This window comes from bacterium (assembly GCA_031082185.1).
Lineage (GTDB): Bacteria > Sysuimicrobiota > Sysuimicrobiia > Sysuimicrobiales > Humicultoraceae > VGFA01.
In genome coordinates, this window is record JAVHLI010000004.1 from 175,757 (window position 1) to 195,370 (window position 19,614).

General features: G+C 67.2%; 19 protein-coding genes and 1 tRNA gene. 5 read left to right on the forward strand and 15 right to left on the reverse strand.

Annotated features, from left to right (window positions below; genetic code table 11):
* Nucleotides 1–16: 16 nt before the first annotated feature.
* The 8 genes from RDU83_05805 to RDU83_05840 all read right to left on the reverse strand — a co-directional run bounded on the left by RDU83_05805 (nt 17) and on the right by RDU83_05840 (nt 10,156).
* Nucleotides 17–1,381: an FAD-dependent oxidoreductase gene (locus RDU83_05805; GenBank protein MDQ7840530.1), complete on the reverse strand. Its 1,365-nt coding sequence runs from the start codon at nt 1,379–1,381 to the stop codon at nt 17–19.
* A gap of 3 nt (nt 1,382–1,384) precedes the next feature.
* On the reverse strand, nt 1,385–2,893 hold the full coding sequence (locus tag RDU83_05810) for a DUF4127 family protein (protein ID MDQ7840531.1): 1,509 nt from the start codon (nt 2,891–2,893) through the stop codon (nt 1,385–1,387).
* Complete coding sequence (locus tag RDU83_05815) at nt 2,890–3,627, reverse strand: carbohydrate ABC transporter permease (GenBank protein MDQ7840532.1); 738 nt, start codon at nt 3,625–3,627, stop codon at nt 2,890–2,892. The genes RDU83_05810 and RDU83_05815 overlap by 4 nt, the downstream gene beginning before the upstream one ends.
* 61 nt (nt 3,628–3,688) lie before the next feature.
* On the reverse strand, nt 3,689–4,630 hold the full coding sequence (locus RDU83_05820) for a sugar ABC transporter permease (protein MDQ7840533.1): 942 nt from the start codon (nt 4,628–4,630) through the stop codon (nt 3,689–3,691).
* Nucleotides 4,620–5,633 (reverse strand): alpha/beta hydrolase-fold protein, encoded by a 1,014-nt coding sequence (locus RDU83_05825; protein ID MDQ7840534.1) that lies wholly within the window; start codon nt 5,631–5,633, stop codon nt 4,620–4,622. The genes RDU83_05820 and RDU83_05825 overlap by 11 nt, the downstream gene beginning before the upstream one ends.
* Before the next feature lie 12 nt (nt 5,634–5,645).
* Nucleotides 5,646–7,898, reverse strand: a complete 2,253-nt coding sequence (locus RDU83_05830; protein ID MDQ7840535.1) for a glycoside hydrolase family 20 zincin-like fold domain-containing protein — start codon at nt 7,896–7,898, stop codon at nt 5,646–5,648.
* Entirely contained in the window at nt 7,885–9,144 is a 1,260-nt protein-coding gene (locus RDU83_05835) for a sugar ABC transporter substrate-binding protein (protein ID MDQ7840536.1), read from the reverse strand. Before RDU83_05835 ends, RDU83_05830 begins: the two co-directional genes overlap by 14 nt.
* 64 nt (nt 9,145–9,208) lie before the next feature.
* Nucleotides 9,209–10,156 (reverse strand): asparagine synthase-related protein, encoded by a 948-nt coding sequence (locus RDU83_05840; protein ID MDQ7840537.1) that lies wholly within the window; start codon nt 10,154–10,156, stop codon nt 9,209–9,211.
* 137 nt (nt 10,157–10,293) lie between these two features.
* On the opposite strand from RDU83_05840, the gene RDU83_05845 reads away from it, so the two are divergent.
* Nucleotides 10,294–10,647 carry a DUF4870 domain-containing protein gene (locus RDU83_05845; protein MDQ7840538.1) on the forward strand — a complete coding sequence of 118 codons (354 nt, stop codon included), beginning with the start codon at nt 10,294–10,296 and terminating at the stop codon, nt 10,645–10,647.
* Between the two features lie 74 nt (nt 10,648–10,721).
* Nucleotides 10,722–11,675, forward strand: a complete 954-nt coding sequence (locus tag RDU83_05850; protein MDQ7840539.1) for a D-2-hydroxyacid dehydrogenase — start codon at nt 10,722–10,724, stop codon at nt 11,673–11,675.
* A gap of 53 nt (nt 11,676–11,728) precedes the next feature.
* Here the strand turns inward: RDU83_05850 and RDU83_05855 are convergent, their stop codons facing one another.
* From RDU83_05855 to RDU83_05875, 5 genes are all read right to left on the reverse strand, one after another.
* Complete coding sequence (locus RDU83_05855) at nt 11,729–12,127, reverse strand: DUF2177 family protein (GenBank protein ID MDQ7840540.1); 399 nt, start codon at nt 12,125–12,127, stop codon at nt 11,729–11,731.
* Complete coding sequence (locus tag RDU83_05860) at nt 12,127–12,915, reverse strand: DUF1295 domain-containing protein (protein MDQ7840541.1); 789 nt, start codon at nt 12,913–12,915, stop codon at nt 12,127–12,129. The genes RDU83_05855 and RDU83_05860 overlap by 1 nt, the downstream gene beginning before the upstream one ends.
* Before the next feature lie 24 nt (nt 12,916–12,939).
* Nucleotides 12,940–13,185 carry a MoaD/ThiS family protein gene (locus RDU83_05865; protein MDQ7840542.1) on the reverse strand — a complete coding sequence of 82 codons (246 nt, stop codon included), beginning with the start codon at nt 13,183–13,185 and terminating at the stop codon, nt 12,940–12,942.
* Nucleotides 13,186–13,214: 29 nt separating this feature from the next.
* Nucleotides 13,215–15,056: an aldehyde ferredoxin oxidoreductase family protein gene (locus RDU83_05870; GenBank protein ID MDQ7840543.1), complete on the reverse strand. Its 1,842-nt coding sequence runs from the start codon at nt 15,054–15,056 to the stop codon at nt 13,215–13,217.
* A gap of 37 nt (nt 15,057–15,093) precedes the next feature.
* A tRNA-Ser gene (locus RDU83_05875) sits at nt 15,094–15,183 on the reverse strand.
* Between the two features lie 80 nt (nt 15,184–15,263).
* Here RDU83_05875 and RDU83_05880 point away from each other — a divergent pair.
* Genes RDU83_05880 through fabG form a run of 3 tightly spaced genes read left to right on the forward strand, consistent with a single transcriptional unit; the run spans nt 15,264 to nt 18,228 of the window.
* Nucleotides 15,264–16,649, forward strand: coding sequence for an amidohydrolase family protein (locus RDU83_05880; GenBank protein ID MDQ7840544.1), 1,386 nt, complete (start codon nt 15,264–15,266; stop codon nt 16,647–16,649).
* Nucleotides 16,646–17,473 (forward strand): class I SAM-dependent methyltransferase, encoded by an 828-nt coding sequence (locus tag RDU83_05885; GenBank protein MDQ7840545.1) that lies wholly within the window; start codon nt 16,646–16,648, stop codon nt 17,471–17,473. Before RDU83_05880 ends, RDU83_05885 begins: the two co-directional genes overlap by 4 nt.
* Nucleotides 17,470–18,228: a 3-oxoacyl-ACP reductase FabG gene (gene fabG / locus RDU83_05890; GenBank protein MDQ7840546.1), complete on the forward strand. Its 759-nt coding sequence runs from the start codon at nt 17,470–17,472 to the stop codon at nt 18,226–18,228. Before RDU83_05885 ends, fabG begins: the two co-directional genes overlap by 4 nt.
* Before the next feature lies 1 nt (nt 18,229).
* Here fabG and RDU83_05895 read toward each other — a convergent pair whose 3' ends face one another.
* Both RDU83_05895 and RDU83_05900 read right to left on the reverse strand, forming a co-directional pair.
* A complete protein-coding gene (locus RDU83_05895; protein MDQ7840547.1) occupies nt 18,230–19,024 on the reverse strand; it encodes an MBL fold metallo-hydrolase in 795 nt (264 codons plus the stop codon).
* On the reverse strand, nt 19,021–19,608 hold the full coding sequence (locus RDU83_05900) for an HAD hydrolase-like protein (GenBank protein ID MDQ7840548.1): 588 nt from the start codon (nt 19,606–19,608) through the stop codon (nt 19,021–19,023). Before RDU83_05900 ends, RDU83_05895 begins: the two co-directional genes overlap by 4 nt.
* Nucleotides 19,609–19,614: the final 6 nt, after the last annotated feature.

Genomic DNA, 19,614 nt, shown 5'->3' on the forward strand with positions numbered 1-19,614 from the left:
GCGGCCATCCGGGTACTCACACGAACGCCCCCCTCTCGCGCAGGACCCGCCGCAGCGCCTGGGGTTCCACCGCCCGCGGCGAGATCCCCTCCCGCGCGGCCATCGCTGCCGCGGTGCCGGCCGCCTGCGCGATCGCCATCACGATCGGCGAGACACGGAACGCCGCGAACGCCTCGTGCGTCGCGGAGATGCACCGGCCGGCCACCAGCCAGTTCCCTCCGCCGCGGGGCAACAGGCATCGGTATGGAACCGTGTAGAACTCGCCCTCGGGCAGGCGCCGCACCACGAGGCGATCCGACGCGGGGTCGTGAATGTCCATGGGATAGGCCCCGCAGGCGATCGCATCGTCGAACTTGCGCGCGGAGAGGATGTCCTCCGCGGTCAGGACGTAATCGCCGGTGATGCGCCGCGTCTCCCGCACGCCGATCTGCGCCGGCGTCTCCAGCAGGTACGCGCCGGCGAACCCGGGAACCCGTCGCCGCAGTAACTCCGCGACCTCGTACGCCTGCTGTCGGCCTTCGATCTCGGCACGCGAGAGATCCACCCCAGAGGTCCCGAGCCGGTCGAGCACGCGCGTCGTGTTGACGATGGCCTCAGTGGGCCGCACGCCTTCGAACACTAGCAGCCGGTCGCGCGGGACCGTCCACTCCCCGCTCTCGCGCGCCTGCCGCACCGCGGCTCGAAAGCCCGCGAATCCGCGGCAGGGCAGTCCCTTCAGCCACCCGATGTCAATGCGATCATGGACTCCCTGGCCGTGCTGGATCTCGTCGGGATGGCGTTCGAGGTGCTCCATCACGGCCGACCAGTCCACACCGCCGAGCCGAAACACCAGCGTCATCGGTTGGGTGCGGCCGTCTGCCGCGCGCCCGATCTCGGCCGAAGCACCCGCTGCCACCGAGAGATCGCCGTCGCCGGTGGCGTCCACATAGAGCGGCGCGCGCAGCTCTTTCACGCCGTCCTTCTGCCAGACCCGCGCGGCGCGCACCACGCCGCGGTCGGCGCGGGCGTCCTGGAACACGGTGTGCAGCCACAGCTCCACGCCTGCCTCCGTGGCCATCTCCAGCAGCACGCGCTTGAGCCCTTCGTGATCGAACGGAGTTACCGTGTGACAGAAGTCAATCGGATCAGGTACGTGGCCCGGCGAGGCGCCGATCGCCCGCAGGCGCGCCACGATCTCCTCTGGGATACCCGCCACCACCTGACGGCCGCCGGCATGAAAGCCCATCATCGGCGCCACCAACGCGGCGGTCAGGGTACCGCCCAGGAAGCCGTACCGCTCGACCAGAACAACGCGCGCGCCCTCGCGCGCCGCGGCCACCGCCGCCACCGTGCCCGCGGGCCCGCCGCCCATCACCGCGACGTCAAATGCCCTGCGGCTCATAAGTCAGAAGCCCTGCGCCTCATCCGGCAGCATCACCTCTACCTCAAACAGCCGATCCCAGGGAAACGCGATCCCCTCGATCACGAAGGAGCCCAGGGCGCGGACCACCGGCGGCAGGATCTCCTCCCGCATCCGCTGCAGCGCCGCCTCCCGCGCCGCCGCCGCGTGCGGGCCGAGGCCGGACGGATTCGCGCCAAGAGCGGGCACCACCTCGCGCGCAAGATATGGGCGCACGATCGTCTGGTATCCCCAGTCGTCCAGGAGCCGCCGGGCCAGGTACCGCCGCCGGGTCTGGCGCAGGCGCGTCTCGCCGAGCTGCCCGCGGGCGTGATGAAACAGCACGCTCTGAGCGACCACGGTGCCCACACTGTTGCTGCAGGTATTCCAGCCGGCGTATCCGGCCAGGCCGGCCAGGTCTTCGCGCGCCAGGAGCGAGCGGACCAGCGTGTCGTCGGCGCCGTTGGCGAAGCGCACGTCGGCGCACCCGCAGACGATGCCGCGGGACGATGCCTCGACCAGCGCCGCGGCCACGGTCCGGACCGGTGCAGGAGGCGCGCCCCGTTGGTCAACCGCCTCGCGCTGATGCGCGCCTGAGAAGTTGTGCACCCACAGCAGCACCTCCGGATCGCCGTCCACGACCGTGCAGCCGGATGCGGACAGGTGCTCTGCGATGGTCTCCTCCAGCGGTGCGGGTTCGTACCGCGGGACGCTGCGCCGTGCCTCGGGAAAGGTGTACCGGACGCAGACGCGCGGCGCGCGGCCGGCCGCGTCGTTGGCGAGGCGGGCCAACAGCCGGGCGCCGAGTTCGTCGGCGCCGACAGATACTTGGGCGCGGTCCCCACCGATGCGCCTGGAGAACCGGCGCAGCACCGCCAGGTCGGCGCGGGTGAGGCCGTGCGGCTCGGCGTCGTCCTGTCCAATCAGCAGCGCACTGAGCCCGCCCTGCGCGGCTAGGAGCAGCAGCTCCAGGTTAACCAGGAGCTGGCGGCGGCGCCGGCGGAGCAGGTCATCCACCACCGCGGCAGGCACGCCTTCCAGCGCTTCCATTGCCCGCCGGAACCTGATCTCGTTGCCGGTCTGCTCGCCGGCATCCAGACAGGCCGAGTACGTCCGCAGCAGATCGCCGTACAGCTCCCAGTAGGACGGCTCCTCGTCGGCGCCTCCGGTGGGAATCCGAGGGGTGATCGCGCTGAGGTACGTTGGTACGCGGGCCGCCAGCCGCGCCAGCCGATCCATCCGGCGCCACAGCGCCTCCATCGGATCCGCGCTCAAGCGTGAAGGCACCAGGCCGCCGTGGAGTAAGACCTCGGCCGAGGCGATCATCGCGTCGGCAGTAACCGCCTCCCGCTCCACCCACCGGAACAGCGCGTCCAGGTCGGCCGGCCTTCGGCGGTGGCCGAGCAGATCCCGGGGAGGCGTGGACCATGCCGCGCCCAGCAGCGGCAGCAGGTCCAGCACCGTCTCCCGCGTAGCCGGTCGGTCGTCGAGCGGCACGAACAGGAGGCGCTTCACCGGATCGCCCCGAGGGTCAGGCCGCGCATGAAGAAACGCTGCGTGAAGAGGAAGACTGCGATGATCGGCACGGTCATCATCACCGCGCCCGCCGCGACCGCGCGGGTGTTGTGCGCGAACAGCCCTGAGAGGTAGAGCAGCCCCACCGCCAGTGGGTACTTATCAGGGGTCTTGAGCACGATCAGCGGCCACAGGAAGGAGTTCCACACCGCCACGAACTCGAAGAGCGCCAGCACCCCCAGCGCCGGCGAGATCACCGGCAGCATGACCCGCCACCAGATCGTCCACTCAGAGGCGCCGTCCATGCGCGCGGCATCTTCCATCTCCTTGGGCACGGTCAGGAACGCCTGCCGCAGGAGGAAGATCCCAAACACGCTGACCGCTCCGGGCAGCAGCACTCCTGCATAAGTATCCACCAGGCGCAGCCGCAGCAGCGTGACGAAGTTGACGATCAGGCCCACGTGCCCGGGCAGCATCAACGTGCTCAGCAGCAACGCGAACACCACCCGCCGGCCCGGGAACTCCATGCGGGCCAGGGGATACGCCGCCAGCGAGCACAGCACCAGGTTGAGCGCCACCGCGATGCCGGCCAGCACGATCGTGTTGAGGAAGAACCGCGGTAGCGGCATCGTCTTCCAGACGGTAATGAAGTTGTCCAGCGACGCGGGCCAGGGCAGCAGCTGTGGGGGAAACCCGAAGACGCCGCCGGTGGTGCGCAGCGCGATCGATAGCAACCAGAGCAGCGGGAAGGTGGTGAACAGGGCCAGGGCCGTGAACCCGGCATACCGCGCCGCGTTAGTAATAGCTCCACCCTCCCTGCCGAAACACCAGGAAGTTGGCCGCCGACAGCGCCATCACCAGGACGGCCAGCACCACTGCCAGGGCCGCAGCGTATCCAAGATCGAGCTGCTGAAAGCCCTTGTCAAATATGTAGAAGAACATCGTGTAGGTTCGGAACATCGGGCCTCCGCCGGTCATCACGTAGACCTCCTCGAAGACCTTCAGCGCCGCGATCGCCGAGATCGTGGACGCCAGCAGGATCGAAGGACGCAACAGCGGGAGCGTCACCCAGCGGAACACCTGCCACCGCGAGGCCCCGTCGGTGATCGCGGCCTCCTCGTACTCCGGCGATATCGCCTGCAGGCCGGCCAGGTAGATCACCATGTAGTACCCCAGGCCCTTCCAGAGCGTCACGAACATCACCGCGTAGAGCGCCAGGTCGGGGTGCCCCAGCCAGGAGATCGGACGGTCCATCAGCCCGATCGTCCGGAGCGCGTAGTTCACCACCCCATCCTGCTCCAGCAGCCACCGCCACATCAGGCCAACCACGACCATCGAGGTGACCACCGGCAGGTAGTAGGCGGCTCGGAACCATCGGATGCCCCGCAGCGGCACGTTGACCGCGACCGCCAGCCCGATCGAGAGCGCCTGCAGCACCGGCACCACCAGGAGGAACTTGGTTGAGTTGGCGAGGGCGATCCAGAGGAAACGATCCTCCCACAGCTCCCGGAAGTGCTCCAGCCCCACGAAGCGCGGCGGGGAGATGACATCATAGTCGAACAGGCTGAGCGCGGTCCCAAACGCCACGGGGTAGAAGGTGAAAGCGCCCAACAGCAGTAGCGCCGGGGTGAGAAACAGGTAGGCGGTGATCGTCGCCCGCCACTGCCGGCGGCTGAGCCCCAGGAGATAAGCCTCTCCGCGGGCTCGGTCGGATCGCACCCGGATGTCAGCCGCCATGCGGGCCTGCCAGCGCCTCGCAGAGCCGCCGGAGGGACTCGACGTACCGGTAGTTGATGCCCGTGTGGTCGTCGTTGAACTCCTGGTACTCGTGCCGGATGCCCAGCGCCTCGAGCCGGCGGTGCAACAGGCGCGCGCCGAGGTGCAGGTTGAACTGGTCGCGGGAGCCGCACTCGAAGTAGAGCAGCCGGAGCGACCGCAGGGCTTCGGCGTGCCGCGCCGCCATGCGGACCGGATCCCAGGCAAGCCACCGGGCCCACACTCCCTCGTCCATCTCGCCGGTGTGCGGGTCGAACGGCAGATCGAAGTACCGTGGCGGCCGCGCGGGGTTGGGTGAGTAGGCCATCGCCATGGCCGCGATGTTCACCGCGGTGATCGCATCGTTGGTCTTCTTGGGCATCTCGAGGAACGCCTTGAGGAAGGGCTCGACCCCGCCGTGCCCGGCCACGATGTTGCAGAACTTCCAGAAGTCGCTCTGATAGCAGACCTCAAAGTACATGTCCCCGCTGTGGGACGCGGCCGCGCCGAAGACGTCGGGATGGCGCATCGCCAACACGAGCGCACCATAGCCTCCGCTGGACTTCCCAACTATGCCGCGGTGGGCCGGTGATGCGAGGGTTCGGAATCGGCGGTCGGCGTGCGCGACCAGCTCCGAAACAGTGAAGTCCTCGTAGCGACCGGTGGCATCGGAGTTGAGGTACTGGCTGCCGCCGAACCGCGTGAACCCGTCAGCCATGACCAGAATCGCCGGAGGCGCGCCCGCGGCGATCACGCGGTCCATACACTCGGGGAGCGACGGCACCCACGGACCGGCGTTGGTCGCCGAGAGACCGATCCCGGTGAAGCCGTGCAGCCAGTAGATAACCGGGTAGGGCGCGGTCGCTCCTTCGTAGCCGGGCGGCAGGTAGACCGGGATCTCCCGGACATTGGGATCGCCCAGGGGATTGCCGAGCAGCGCCCGGCTTTCCACCTGCTCGATTGTGACGCGTCCGTTCAGGGCCATGAAGATTCCTCCTTACCTGCCCGCCGCCCCACGGGCGCGGTCGAGCGCTGTGATGGCGAAGATGGCAGGCGCAGTCCCACTACCGGCGGCCTGCAGGTCAACGGCAACGATCGGACGCCCTGGGTCGGGATTGGTCCAGCAAAACAGCGAGATCCGCACGTCCACCCCTGACCGGGTGCGGCCGGTCCAGCCGATCTCGTGCTCAAACGAGATGGGATCATCCAGCCAGGTCCCTATGTTCACCCGGTACCGGATCGGGATCTCCGCGGCTCCGCCGTCGCCGAACCGCACGCGGTAGGTCGCCACCGTCTCGCCGAAACGCGAGGCCGGGTAGGGCAGAGCGTGCAGGAAGCACAGCGCGCCCGCGGGAAAGCCGGCGCCGATAGTGACGCTATCGGGCATCGCCAGAGCGGGCTCGCGGCCGCCGCGTAGCAGCACGATGCTGCGGCCGCCACGATCTGCGGGATCCAGCACGTTGAACAGCACGCCGGCGAAGCGCGCCTGCCCCACCGGGAGATTCCGGAGGTCGTAGTCCGGTCCCTTCCCCAACCATCCGGCGCCACCATCATCTGGGCCGCGGTCGATGTGGCTGCGGTTGGCGACGGAACGGATGTCGAGCGCCCGGCCCGGGATGGTCTGCGGTTCCCCGCGGGCCACGCGCCAGTCCCCCCTGAATCGGACGGCCGCCTCCACCGCGTCCAGGGACGGGCCGTCGCGCCCGGCGTTCCAGAAATGGTCCGCTGCCGGCACGTAGCTGTAGATCTGCTGGTAGGACGACGCGAGCGCGCCACGGTTGCCGAAGTACCCGGTCCAGGTGGTCCGGACCATACCGGATGCCCCGGCGCGTCTGGCGTCGCGCGCCAGCGAGGCAATGTTGTCGTGGCGGTACCAGGTAGCGGCCAGCACCGGGAATCCCCAGGCGCGGAAGCGGTCCAAACTCGGGTAGCGCGCCGCGGCATGATACTGCCAGTCCACCATGACAATGTCGCGCGGCAGGCGCGCCATCTCAGGAGCGAACTCGTTGGTAAGCAACACGTCGCCCCACATCATCGTGCCGACGCCCCGGGCCTTCAGGTGGTCGTACAGACGCAGGGTATCGCGCACGAACAACTCGCCGAATCCAAGGCGCCGGCCCTCCTCCGACCACGGAAACGGCACCACGTTGCGCACCTCGTCGTGCCCGATGTGCATGAAGCGCGGCCGGAACAGCGCGATCGCTTCATCCAGCACCGGCAGCACAACCGCGTAGACCCGCGGGTTGAGCGGGTCGTAGGCGAACCGCGCCGGCGCCAGCTCCGGCGGCATCTCCATCAGGTCGAGGTTCTGATCGTTGTGGAACAGCCACCCGACATGCCCGAGCGTCTGAATGAGCGGGATCGGTTCGATCAGGTGCTCGCGCGCCGCGGCGATCACTGCCGCTGCCTGCGCCTTGGTCGCGCCTCCGGCGTGCCAGATGTTGGGCGCGCTCTCCCACCGGACGTACTCGGACTCCGCGATCAGCACGTTGAACTTGTAGCGGCTGAAGATGCGGTCTATCAACGCGGTGTGGAAGACGTCGGAGTGGCTGTCGAGCACCACGTGCACCGCGCGGATGGGATGATCGGGCCAGTCGCGGACCTCGGCCCCGCGGATGATCAGGCGGCTTGGGTTGCGGGAGTCCCGCTCAATCAACTGGCGCAGGGTCTGGACGGCATAGAAGGTGCCGCGGCGGTCGGCGCCGCTGGCGACGACCCCACCCGGCCCCACACGCAGGGCGTAGCCCTCAGGCCCGGGGTCCCGCAGGTCCACGCTGATCCGGTGCTCCGCGAGCGCCGCTTCTGCCAGGGGATTGGGCGCGGGCTCGCCGAGCAGGATGGCGCCGCCGGAGCCCCAGCCGCCGGAGCCCAGGCTGCCTCCGAGGCGTGCCGGATCGCCGGCGGCAGAGGCCCGTACGACCGCCAGCGGCGGCGCACCCCATGCCGTGATCTCCTCGTTCAGTTCCCGCGCGGCGTACAGATCCTCTGGACCCGCGGCATCGCCGACAACGATACGGGTTGCCGTCGTTATCTCAAAGGGCGCGTCCAGCCACCGTACTAACTTGGGGAGCGGGATTATGCGGACGTCGCGGGGCGGCGTGACGTAGGCGTCGGGCCACGCGCCGGCCACCCCGGGCTGCGATGGCGCGGGCTGGGCTGCGATGGCAATCCCAAGGGCGGCGGCAAGCAGCCCCGGGAGAGCGCGCCTCAGACGGTTCGGCCGGCGGGCCTCATCCTCAGAGCCGCGCATTCCACTGCCTGACCACCCAGTCGAGCGCGTCCTTCGGCGTCCGCTTGCCGTAGAACGCGCTCTCCACGGCCTCCCGGAAGACGCGGAAGAGGTCACCGGCGTTGGGGACGATCACGCTGAGGTCGCGCGCGTAGGGCAGGTCGGCGGCGGCCACCTTGCGGGCAACATCCTCGGGCCCGGCGCCGCCCCGGCGGAAGAACGGATCCGCCGCGGCCTGCCTGGTCGAAGGGAAGACGACAACCTGCTTGCTGAACTCGAGCTGGTTCTCGTCGTTGGTGACGAACAGCGCGAAGTCCACGGCCGCCGCGGCGTTGCGGCTCGACCTGGGCACCGCCATGGTCATGGTGGCCAGGTGCAGGGTGTTGCCTTTCCCTCTGGGGTAGGCCGCCACGAACGTCCGCGCGTAGACCTCGGGGTTGTCGCTCTTCACCCTGAGCAGAAACTGCGGGCCGGTGATCAGCATCCCCAGTTGCCCGGCGCTGTACCGCTCGGTGGCGCCCAGGTATCCACGGCGCAACGTATCCTCGGGGAAGTAATCATCCTTAAGAAGGTCCACGTAGCGGGTCAGGTAGCGCACGTGCTCGGATGAGTTGAACACGGCCCGCTTCCTATCGTTGCTTAGGATCGGCAGGCCGTTCTCCTGAAACCGATGCAGCAGGCGCACACCGTCCACGTTGGGCATGAAACCGTAGATCCTGGCGCGGTCCTTGATGGTGCGCGCGTGCTGGATCATCTCCTCCTCGGTCTGCGGCGGTTCCGAGGGGTTGAGGCCGGCACGCCGGTAGATCGCCGTGTTGTACGCGATCACGTTGGGCACGACGTACCACGGCAGCGCGTAGGTCCGGCCTCGCACCTGGCCGGAGCGCCAGAGGCCCTCAAAGTAGCGGGCACGGACCTGGGCGGGGACTGCCTCGTCCATGTCCACCAGCGCGTTGCGCTCAGCCAGCCGGGCGGTGGTTTCGGTGTTGAGGTTGACGACGTCCGGCGGCACGCCTCCTGCCAGAGCGGCCAGCAGCTTCTGCTCAACCGCCGCGAACTGCACGTCCACCCAACGGACCTTCACACCGGGGTTCAACCGCTCGTAGGCGGCGACGAGCCCGTTGACGTAGTCGTTGAAGAACGGCTGGAGCGAGATTGTCCAGAACTCGAGCGTGACGGATGGCGCGCCACGGACGGAGGCGGGGAACAGCGCCAGGACCAGCGCACAGATCAGCGCGAGAGCCAACACGAGAAGCCGCCGGATCATCGCCACGCTGGTTCGGGCGCCCGTGGAGGGAATCCTGCCGGAGGCGCGTTCCCGGCGCACCGAATCAAAGCGGGATCGCGTCGAGGACGTGGAACGTGTGGAGCCGCCCGTCCGGGCTGGGCTTCCACTCCACCTCGATCGGGTGGGCAAAGTCCGGCGCCAGGCGCCCGTGCTCCACCCAGTAGCGGCCCGCTGCGTCCCCGGCCAGTGAGGGACCGGCCTTCACCACGAGCCGCACCGGCCCCTCGACGAACCGCACCTCGTCGAGGTCCGCCAACCCGCTCATCGCCCTCAGGATGACGGCCTTGAGCGCATCCGGTGGCTCAGGTCGAACGTTCACGAGACCGACGTTTCGACGCAGGGGCCCGACGATCTTGACGTTGGCCAGCTCCGCGTCGAAACCCATCCCGGCCAGCACTTCCAGCAGGACCTCGTTCGATTCTGCGACCGCCCGGCCATGGTAGTCGGGGTTGATCAGCGGCTTCAACAGGTGCTTAAGCTTGCATCCCTCGCGCCCCCAGTGTTCGCCTATGCGCGGCACCTCCAGACCCAGCTCGCCGGCCATCTCCCGGATCTGGGGCTTGTCCAGATCCAGCAGGGGCGAGTAGTACCCGCCGTGGATCCGTAGGCCCATCTGTCCCCAGGTGTCGCTCCGGTTCGAACCGGTAAGCACCAGCCGGCCCTGAGCCGCGGCTTTGACCATGCCCAGCTTAATCTCGCGGGCGCAGCGGTTGCATGCAGGGCCGCCGCGCTGGACCGCGTGCTGCCTTGCCTGGCCCAGCAGGCAGCGCTGCTGCAGGCCGAGTTGCTTTGCCATCTCCAGCACGATGGCGTTGCCACGGCGGTAGGCGTACTGGCCCATGTTGACCGTGACCAGCAGCACGTTGGCCGCGCCCAGCGCATCGCGGGCGAGCGCGGCGACAACGGAAGAGTCCAGGCCGCCGCTAAAAGCCACGGCAACCGGCGCGCCCGCGGCCACCTCGCGGATCTCTTCTGTAAGGCCCCCGGCCAAGCCGGACCCCGCAGTCGGGATGTGCATGACAGGTCCATTATAGGCGGGCGCGGATGGCGCGGGCACCACGGAAGGAACTCTCGCCAGGCCTCCAGAATATGTGAGGGATCGCACCGCAGCGACCAGGGAGGTGCTAGATGAGCACAGAGCCCGCCCCGGCGGACCAGTCGAACCGGCTGCTCGCCGCGCTCGCATACCCGATCTGGATAATTGCCCTCGTCATAGTTCTTACCGACATGAAGAAGGACGTATTCATGCGGCGCCACGGATGGACCGCGCTGTTCTGGGGGATCGCGTGGGTCGTGCTGTACGTGGGGTTGATGATCCTGGGGAACATCCCGTTCCTGGGCTGGATCCTGTTCCTGGTCGCCGGACCGATCCTCTGGATCGTCTGGCTGATCCTTTCGATCTACTACGCGGTCCAAACGTACAACGGCAAGGAGTTCACCATCCCGTTGGTGAGCGACTGGGCGAAGAAGTACGCGTCATAGCCTCGCCCGTCGTTGTCCTGATAGCTTCCTATCTTGAGCCGCACTTCGTCGAGCGCATCCGCGGCGCCGGCGAAGTGCGGGTCATTTATGAGCCGGCCCTGCTCCCGGAGCCGCGGTACCTGTGTGATCACGTCGGGCGCCCGCTGCAGCGCATCGAGGAAGACGAGCTCAGGTGGCGCGGCTACCTGGCCGAAGCCGAGGTCCTCTTCGATTTTGACTACCCTAACGCCACCGCCCTGAAGGCCCTCATCCCCCGGGTGCGGTGGATTCAAGCCACCAGCACCGGAATCGGACAGCTCCTGCTGCGGACCGGTCTCCTCGACAGCCCGATCGTCTTCACCACCGCAAAGGGGATCCACGCGAAGCCGCTGGCCGATTTCGTGCTCATGGCGATCCTATGGTTCGCCAAGGACGGATTCCGAATGGTGCGCGATCAGGCGGCGCACCGGTGGTTGCGGTACTGCGGCCGGGATCTGCGGGACGTCACGGTCGGTCTTGTTGGTCTTGGAACGATCGGCCGCCAGGTCGCCAGGGCGTGCCGCGGGGTCGGTATGCGCGTCATCGCCACCCGGCGGACCGTCGAGGCCGGCGACCAGGACGCGGAGGTTGATGGGTTGGTGCCGATGGCCGAACTACCCTCGCTGCTGGGAGCGGCGGACTACATCGTCCTCGCCACCCCTCATACCCGGCAGACCCAGGGGTTGATCGGAAGGAAGGAACTCGCTGCCGTGAAGCCGGGAGCAGTGCTCATCAACGTAGCCCGGGGGGCGGTTGTAGACGAACCGGCCATGATTGAGGCGCTGCGTGACGGCCGCCTCGGCGGGGCCGCGCTGGACGTGCTGGCGGCAGAGCCCCCGGCCGCCGACAACCCCCTTTGGGACATGCCCAACGTCCTGATCAGCCCGCACTCGGCCAGCACCGTGGAGACCGAGAACGCGCTGCTCACCGACCTGTTCTGTGAGAACCTTCGGCGCTATCTGCGCAGCGACCAGTTGCTGAACGTCTTCGACCGAGAGCGGCTCTACTAACCAGGGACCTGCCGGCCGAGCGGCACTACCGGATCCCCCCCCGATGCTGAACCTTAGGCCAGGAGCCGGAGTATCCTGGCTGAGACCGTAGCGGTGATCCCGGTGATGACTGCGCCCCACGCAAGATCTATGAACACGATCCGAAGCGGCCAGTCGCGAATCACCGCCAGCGACGTGAGGTCGAACGTCGCGTAGGCGATGAGGCCGAAGAACGCGCCTGTGAAGAAGACTCTGGTGAGCGCGGCGTCACCCCTGGCCGGGTAGACGACGAAGAACAGGATGCCCACGACGTAGAGCGCGTAGAAGATTAGCGCCGCACTCCAGAGCGGGGCCGGCCGCATCAGATGGCCGAGTTCGGCACGGTACAATCCTTTCGCTATCCCGCCGAGCCAGATCATGTCTACTGCCAGGAACACAAGCAGCGTGGCGACGTAGTGAATGAACATGGACATCACGGTGTCCTCCTGGGTGGTAACGGTAGGAACGCGGACGTTCTCCGCCTATAGGACTCCCACTTCGGGTCGCCCTCACGCTTGCGCTCAAGCATCGGGATTCCCGAGACGCGGAGGATCAGGAAGGTGATCGTTATCGGGCTGATCAGCGCGGATAGATACGCTGGGGATCCGGAGAGGCCCACGAGGAAGATCCCCCACCACAGAGTCACCTCGCCGAAGTAGTTGGGGTGCCGCGTGTAGTGCCATAATCCCTCCTGCATCACGCTCCCGCGATTGGCGGAGTCACGGAGGAAGCGCGCCAGTTGCAGGTCGCCCACCACCTCGAACAGGAAGCCGGCGAGCCACACGGCGACTCCGATGGCGTTCAACAACGTGAATCCGCCGGCATCGTATGCGCTCACGATCAGGAGGGGCGACGCGATGACCAGGATCAGCGCTCCCTGAAGCGCAAACACCTGGAAGAGGGAGCGGAGGTGCGCCCACCTGCCCCACTCCTCCCTCCACCTCTTGTAGCGCGGGTCTTCTCCCTTGCCGCGGTTTCTGAGGTAGATGTGGGTGAACAGCCTCGCTCCCCAAACGGCCACAAGCAGTAGAAGAACGAGCATCCGCGGCGTCCAGTCGGATTTCAGCAGGGCCGCTACCCCGACCAGGATGAACCCAGGACCCCAGGCCACGTCGGCGACGTCGTTGCGCCCGGCCAGGATGGAAACGACGAACCAGAACAGCATATAGATGGCCAGGGCACAGGAGGCGGGCAGTAAGATCTCTCGCAGAATCAGGGTCACGACCACGACGACCTTCGGCGACCTTCAGTGAGGGCCGGCTGCTTGTCCGCCCGAGAAGATGGGCGCGATGACGACGCGGTCGCCGTCCTCAAGCTTCTCTCCCTGGACGACGGCCTGGCCGTTGCGCGCCACGATCATCGGCCGGGACTTCTCGATCTCCACAATTTCCAGGAGCTCGTCGGTCGTTGTTCCTGGGGCGAGATCGAAGATCCTCTCGCTGAATCCGGTGGCATAGACGAAAGACCCGATCATCTTGACCGTGACCTTCATTGCAGGGTCCTCCGGGTTGGTCCTCTGGGTCAGTCCTCCAGCCTGCCGAAGGCCTCGGCCTGGCGGGCTTCGTCCTCGAGGTCCAGGGCGGCGGCCGTTTTCCGGGTGGGTATGCCTCGCTTGTCCCAACCGCGCAGGTCGTAGTAGTGATCGAGCAGGCCGTCGTACTTCTCTAGATCGAGGATCTTGCCCGCGATCGGGCCGTCTGCATCGGCGTTGGCAGGGTCGAACCAGACCATGGGAGGGTAGTCCATCTTACGGTTCCAATCCGGCATCTCCCTAAGCCAGAAGAACTTCATCAGCGAGTAGATCCTGTCGCCGACCTTCCAGAAGTCGTCCAGGGTCCAGTTGAGGCCGGTAATGGTATTGAAGTAGATCGGGTAATGCTCGAGCTGCCAGCCGAGCTCGACCCATGGGAATCGGCAGGCGATTATGTACTCAAACAGTCCTCCCCTGATCCTCTGCAGTTCGATGACCTTTTGCGCCTTGTCCCGCCCGTAGGAATCGCGGACCGTCTGGTTGAGCTCGAAGGTGATGACCCAGGCTTCCTTGTGGTGGGCGCCTATCGGGCTCGTCCCGAAAGAAAGGGCCATGCCGGGACAGAGTTTGCAGTTGTACGCGGAAACCTCCAGGCCCTTGACGTGCATGGCGTAGGCCTCGGACCCCCGCCCGATCTTCCGGGCCATGCGCATCGTCCCGTCGGCCAGCAGGTTTCCCAGGTCGCCTTCCCGGAGAGCGGCAAGCCGGAGCAGTTCCTTGGCTCCCTCACCATCGCCGAAGCGGAAATCGCCGGCGATGTGCCCGCGGTCGATCGCGTCGGCGTAGAACCCGAGAACGCCACCCGCGGAGATCGTGTCCAGGCCGTAGTCGTCGCAGAGGTAGTTCAGCGATCCGACCTGGTCGAGCTCGAAGACCTCCAAGTTGCTGCCCAGCATGCCGATGTTCTCGTAGTCGAGCTCGGACTCCCGGCCCTCGCGGTCGTGGACGGCGATGCCGCAGTGCATTGTGCAGGTCGGACAGCCATAGGTCGCCACCCGTGCGGCGTCCAGCCGTTCGCCGTCGATCTTCCAGGCATCGGAGTGCCGGGTCTTCCTCATGTTCCGGACCGGGAGCGCGGCCACTTCGTTGCACCAGGCGAGAATGCCCGTCGTGCTCTGTTTAGACCATCCGGACTTCTTGTCCATTTCATGGACTGTGCGCAGGTCGGCCGCACCCAGCTTCTTCATTGTCTTGGGATCGGCCTGGGGGATAGGTTTGCTCCCCTTGACCACGATGGCCTTAAGCTTCTTGGACCCCATGACGGCGCCCATTCCGGGCCGGCCGCCGGAGCGCCCCTCAAGGCTCCGTACAGTCGAATACAGATTGAGGTTCTCCCCTCCCTGCCCGATGTTCAGCACCCCGACCTTTCTTCCGTAACGTGCGTAGATCCAGTCGTTTGTCGCGTATGTCCCCTTGCCCCAGACCTCGGCGGCGGGCAGGAACTCCACCTTGTCGTCCTCGATGTAGAGCAGGGTCGGTTCGGAGGCGGCGCCCTCGACGATGAGCATGTCGTACCCGGCCTTGCGAAGTTGCTCCGTGACCTGGGTGCCCAGGTTGCCGTCTCCGTAGCCGCCGGTAAGGGGCGATTTGGCCGCCACGACGGTCTTGCCGGTGTTGGGCGCGGGGATGCCGGCGATCGGGCCGAGCGCCACGATGAACTTGTTCTTGGGACCCAGGGGGTCAACTCCCGGCTCGAGTTCGTCCCAGAGGGTCTTCAGGGCGAATCCACGGCCGCCCACCCATTTGTGGGCGAACTCCTCGCCGAACGTCTCTTTTCTGAATGTCCTTTCTGTCAGGTCGACCCTGAGGATAGTCCCCGTCCATCCAAACATGATCACGCCTCCCTGGGAACTCCGGACACTTCCCGACTGGCGGAGAGGGTGGGATTCGAACCCACGAGGGCTTTCACCCTAACGGATTTCAAGTCCGCCGCCTTCGGCCAAGCTCAGCCACCTCTCCGGCGATGATTATAGCAAAGGGAATACGCCCTTTCCGGCCAACTTTCCGGAAGAAGGGCCAGAAGAAGGGGATGATGCCAAGTGCACGACCTCGTATTTACGGGCGGACACCTGCTCGATCCCGCCAACAACACCGATGGGCCTGCCGATCTGGCCATTCGCGACGGGCGGATCAGCGAGGTGGGCCGGGTGACCACCGGCGCGCGGAGAACGATTGAGGTCGCCGGGCACTATGTCCTACCAGGAATAATCGACAGCCACACCCACCTCTCGCGCCACTTCGGCTCGGCCGAGGGACACCGCATGGTGGCTGCGACCGGCGTCGTCACCGCGCTCGACATGGCCGGTGAGATCGAGGACCTGGCCCGGGACCTGAAAGGCGGAGGCGCCGGGCTCAACATCGCCTACCTCCACCCGCTGGTTCCCGGAGCGACGCTGCCATCGTCCGGTCCCACGAAGGACGAGATCGCCGGTGCGGTTGACCGGGCGCTGACCAGCGGTGCGATCGGTATCAAACTGCTGGGCGGTCACTACCCCCTGACACCCGAGGCCACGGCACAGGCCGTGGAGGAGGCGGCCAGGCGCCGGTGTTATGTCGCCTTCCACGTGGGAACAACCGCGACCGGCTCGGACATTCGCGGGCTCGAAGAGGCGCTGGATCTGGCCGCGGGCCGTCCCATCCACATCGCCCACGTGAACTCGTACTGCCGCGGCCAGGTTACCGGCGATCCGGTCGCAGAGGCGCGGCGCGCGCTCGATCTCCTGGCCGCGCATCCCTCCGCAGTCAGCGAGTCGTATCTGTCGGTATACAACGGCACGTCGGCGCGGTGCCGCGACGGCGTCCCGGCAAGCGCCGTCACGAAGACCTGCCTTCGGTTGGGAGGCCACGAGCAGAGCGAGAAGGGTCTGGAGGCCGCGATTCGCGCCGGCTATGCGCGCATCCACCGCGAGCAGGGCGGCGAGATCGTCCTGGCATCACCACCGGACGGGCTCGAGACCTGGCGCGCGCTGGAGACCGAAGCAGGGGTCTCGTTCCCGGTCAACCACATCCCGTCCGCGATCCTGCTGGCGACCGCGCGGAGCGAGGGCCTGTTTGTAATTGACGGCCTCAGCACCGACGGCGGCGCGATCCCACGCAACTTCCTGGTCCGTCACGGGCTCATGCTGGTCCAGATGGGTGCCTGGACCCTGCGCGACTTCGTCCTCAAGGCCAGCGTGAACCCTGCCCGCATGCTGAGTCTTCCGGCCAAAGGACACCTCGGGGTGGGCGCCGACGCCGACGTTACGGTCGTGGACCTCGAAGCAGGGCGTGCCAGGTGGTCCGTGGCCAGAGGGCGCTTGGTGCTCGCGGAAGGACGGGTCGAAGGACGCGGCGGCACCCTGCTGGTTTCGCCTGATGGAGAAACAGCCGCCCGCTCCCGCGGACTGGACCATGAGGTGATCCACCGCGAGGGGTGGCGGGGATGAGGTATAATCCAGCCATGGAGACACCGGATGAGCGGTTCTCGTTCGCCAAGTTCGCGGCCCACCCGTTCTTCAGGGAAGTGAACACATGGCTGGTGGCGCGCGCCGGCATCAGGCCGGGCGCCGACGTGGTTGACCTGGGATGCGGCCCTGGCGCCATCACCGAGCTGATCCTGCAGCGGATGGGCGTGCCGCCGTTGGGCCGCGTCTTCGCCATAGACCCCTCCGCTTCCGCGCTGGTGCTGGCGGCGCAGCGGATCCAGTCCGCCGTCGTGCGGTTCATCCAGGGAACCGCGGAGCGCCTGAACGGCTTGGTGTCGCAGGTGGACACAGTGGTCTTCTGCAACGCGATTCACCTCGTCCCGGACAAGGCCCAGGTGATTGCCGGGATCAGCAGGGTGCTGCGACCCGGCGGCGTGCTGGCGTTCAACACCACCTTCTTCGAGGGCGCCTACGCCGGCGACAGCCTGCGGTTCTACAAGCACTGGGGGCTGCGGGCGATGCGCTTGCTGCGCGAGAGGGGACACGCCGTTGTCCGCGACGCCAAGACCACCGCGATGCAGTGGCTGACCCCCGAGGAGTACCGCCGCCTGCTTCTGGATAGCGGGTTTGCCGAGACCGCGGTCGAGTTCCAGGAGAAGCAGCTCCCCTGCCAGGCCTGGGAGGACATCAGCGAGTTCTCGATGTTCATCGAGGGTGCGCTGCCCGGCGTCCCCCTCGAGATCGGCATGGAAGCGCTCAAGGCCGGCGCCCGCCAGACCTTTGAGGACCTCAAACTCGAGACGGTCCCGCGGATCTGGATGCAGGTGGTCGCCCGACGCCCCTGATGCTCGAGTCCGCCTCAGCGCTGGTCACCGGCGGATCGTCCGGCCTCGGACGCGCCATAGTGATCGCGCTTGCCCGCGCCGGGGCGCGCGTCGCGTTCACCTACCGCTCGAACGCAGCCGGCGCCGAGGCGCTGGCCCGCGAACTGTCTCCTCCTGCCGAGGTTCTCGCGATCCAGGCCGACGTGGACTCCGACGCTGATGCGGCTAAGTGCATATCTGAGACGGTGGCGCGGTTCGGGGGCCTCGACATACTGGTCAACAACGCCGGCATTACCCGCGACGCGCTAGTGGTGCGCATGCAGCCGTCCGACTGGAACGCGGTCCTCAACACCAACCTGTCCGGCGCGGTGCGCTGCTGCCGCCACGCGACGCCTCACCTTCTGGCAAGCGGCCGGGGCCGAATCATCAACATGTCCTCCATAGCAGGGGTCGCCGGAGGCGCCGGCCAGGCCAACTATTCGGCTGCCAAGGCCGGCCTGATCGGGCTGACCGAGGTGCTTGCCCGGGAGCTGGCTCCACGCGGCGTCACCGTCAACGCGGTCGCGCCGGGTGCGATTGACGCGGGCATCGTGGCCGCCATGCCCGAGGAGCTTCGCCGGAGGTTGCTCGAGGTGATTCCGATGGGCCGGATGGGCACAGCCGAAGAGGTTGCGGCCCTCGTGGTCTTCCTGGCCGGCCGCGAGGCAGGGTACATTACCGGTCAGACGATAGCGGTGGACGGCGGCACCACCGGCGCCGGCCGCGCCACTACCTAGATCACTCCACGGTGTAGATCGCGCCGTCGTCCGGCACCTCTACCGGTCCGGCGAACTCGCCCCGGGCCTCCTCCACCCATTGCGCCGCATCAGCCCGGTAGTCCAAGTGCACAAGAAGAAGTTTCCGCGCGCCGGCGAGCGCAGCCAGGCGGGCGGCCTGCGCAGCCGTAGAGTGACCTCCTTCCTTCGCCCGGACCGCCTCGGCATCGAGGAAGGTGGCCTCGTGAACAAAGAACGCGGCATCGCGCCCGAACGAAGCCATTGCCTCCACCGGCCGTGTGTCAGAAGAGTAGACAACCCTCGCGCCCTCGGGGGTGTCCCAGCGGATCGCGAAGGCAGGCGGGCCGTGGTCCGACGGCAGCGCGGAGAGCCGGCTTCCGGCGTGCTCCCAGAATGTGATCGGCGTGTCGCCGGACGGTGAAGATGTACCGTCGGCCAGGGGGTGCATCTCAAGAAACCCGGCGCGCCGGCCCAGGTCGAACACATCCAGAAGGCTCCGCAACTTGTCCATCTCCGGCTCCGGCGCGAACAGGGGCAGAGGGACCTGGCGGGCAAGCATCCAGAGATGGTGGACCAGCGACGGAAGGCCGTATATGTGATCGGGATGCGCGTGCGTGATCACCACTGCCCGCAGCAACATCGGATCGAGCCCGGCCTTCCGCAGCTTGAGGAAGGGGCTGCCCGGACAGTCAACCAGGACCGACGACTCCCCCATCCGGAAGGCCAGCGCCGCGTTGTCGCGGTGCGCGGTCTGCACCGCGCCGCTTGATCCCAGGACCACCAACGACGCGCTCACGACAGCACCTCCGGGAGCCGTGCCAGTTCTGCGTCGCCGCCTATCTTGTAGAACGGGACACCACGAGAGGCGGCTACTTCCTCATCGTGCGGGGTGTCACCGACGAAAAGCACAACGGTGCGCCCGGCGGCGCGCAGCCGGTCCAGCGTGCGGCCCTTGTCGCCGCCCTCGATCTCGATGAAGAACCCCGCCAGGTCGTGGCGCGCGGCCTCTGCCACGAGGTTGGAGTGCGGCAGGCCGCTGGACAACACCAGGTCGTGGTCCGCCCGAAGCGCCTCCAGCACCATCCGCGCCGAGGGGAACTGCAGCATGCGGTCTTTCTCGACCTCGTTGTAATCGGAGTAGCGGCGCGAGAACTCCTCGCGCTCCGCGTCGGAGATCGACCGGTCCAGGGCCGCCGCGGTGTCGTCTAGTTGAACGAACCTGTGGGCGCCGCTGGTGCGGGCATAGGAGGCGTCCACCGTAGCACGGTGCCCGGGACCCAATCCCAGCACTTCGGACACCGCCCGCCAGTACGACTCGCGCTTGATCTCGTAGGCGTCCACCAGCGTGCCGTCGAAGTCGAAAACGATAACCGGACGCATCGTCTC

Bases quoted from the DNA above. Each gene is read 5' to 3' on its own strand.
- RDU83_05805 (MDQ7840530.1), bottom strand. From the start codon at position 1,381: ATGAGCCGCAGGGCATTTGACGTCGCGGTGATGGGCGGCGGGCCCGCG.
- RDU83_05820 (MDQ7840533.1), bottom strand. From the start codon at position 4,630: ATGGCGGCTGACATCCGGGTGCGATCCGACCGAGCCCGCGGAGAGGCT.
- RDU83_05825 (MDQ7840534.1), bottom strand. From the start codon at position 5,633: ATGGCCCTGAACGGACGCGTCACAATCGAGCAGGTGGAAAGCCGGGCG.
- RDU83_05830 (MDQ7840535.1), bottom strand. From the start codon at position 7,898: ATGCGCGGCTCTGAGGATGAGGCCCGCCGGCCGAACCGTCTGAGGCGC.
- RDU83_05835 (MDQ7840536.1), bottom strand. From the start codon at position 9,144: ATGATCCGGCGGCTTCTCGTGTTGGCTCTCGCGCTGATCTGTGCGCTG.
- RDU83_05845 (MDQ7840538.1), top strand. From the start codon at position 10,294: ATGAGCACAGAGCCCGCCCCGGCGGACCAGTCGAACCGGCTGCTCGCC.
- RDU83_05855 (MDQ7840540.1), bottom strand. From the start codon at position 12,127: ATGTCCATGTTCATTCACTACGTCGCCACGCTGCTTGTGTTCCTGGCA.
- RDU83_05865 (MDQ7840542.1), bottom strand. From the start codon at position 13,185: ATGAAGGTCACGGTCAAGATGATCGGGTCTTTCGTCTATGCCACCGGA.
- RDU83_05870 (MDQ7840543.1), bottom strand. From the start codon at position 15,056: ATGTTTGGATGGACGGGGACTATCCTCAGGGTCGACCTGACAGAAAGG.
- RDU83_05885 (MDQ7840545.1), top strand. From the start codon at position 16,646: ATGAGGTATAATCCAGCCATGGAGACACCGGATGAGCGGTTCTCGTTC.
- RDU83_05900 (MDQ7840548.1), bottom strand. From the start codon at position 19,608: ATGCGTCCGGTTATCGTTTTCGACTTCGACGGCACGCTGGTGGACGCC.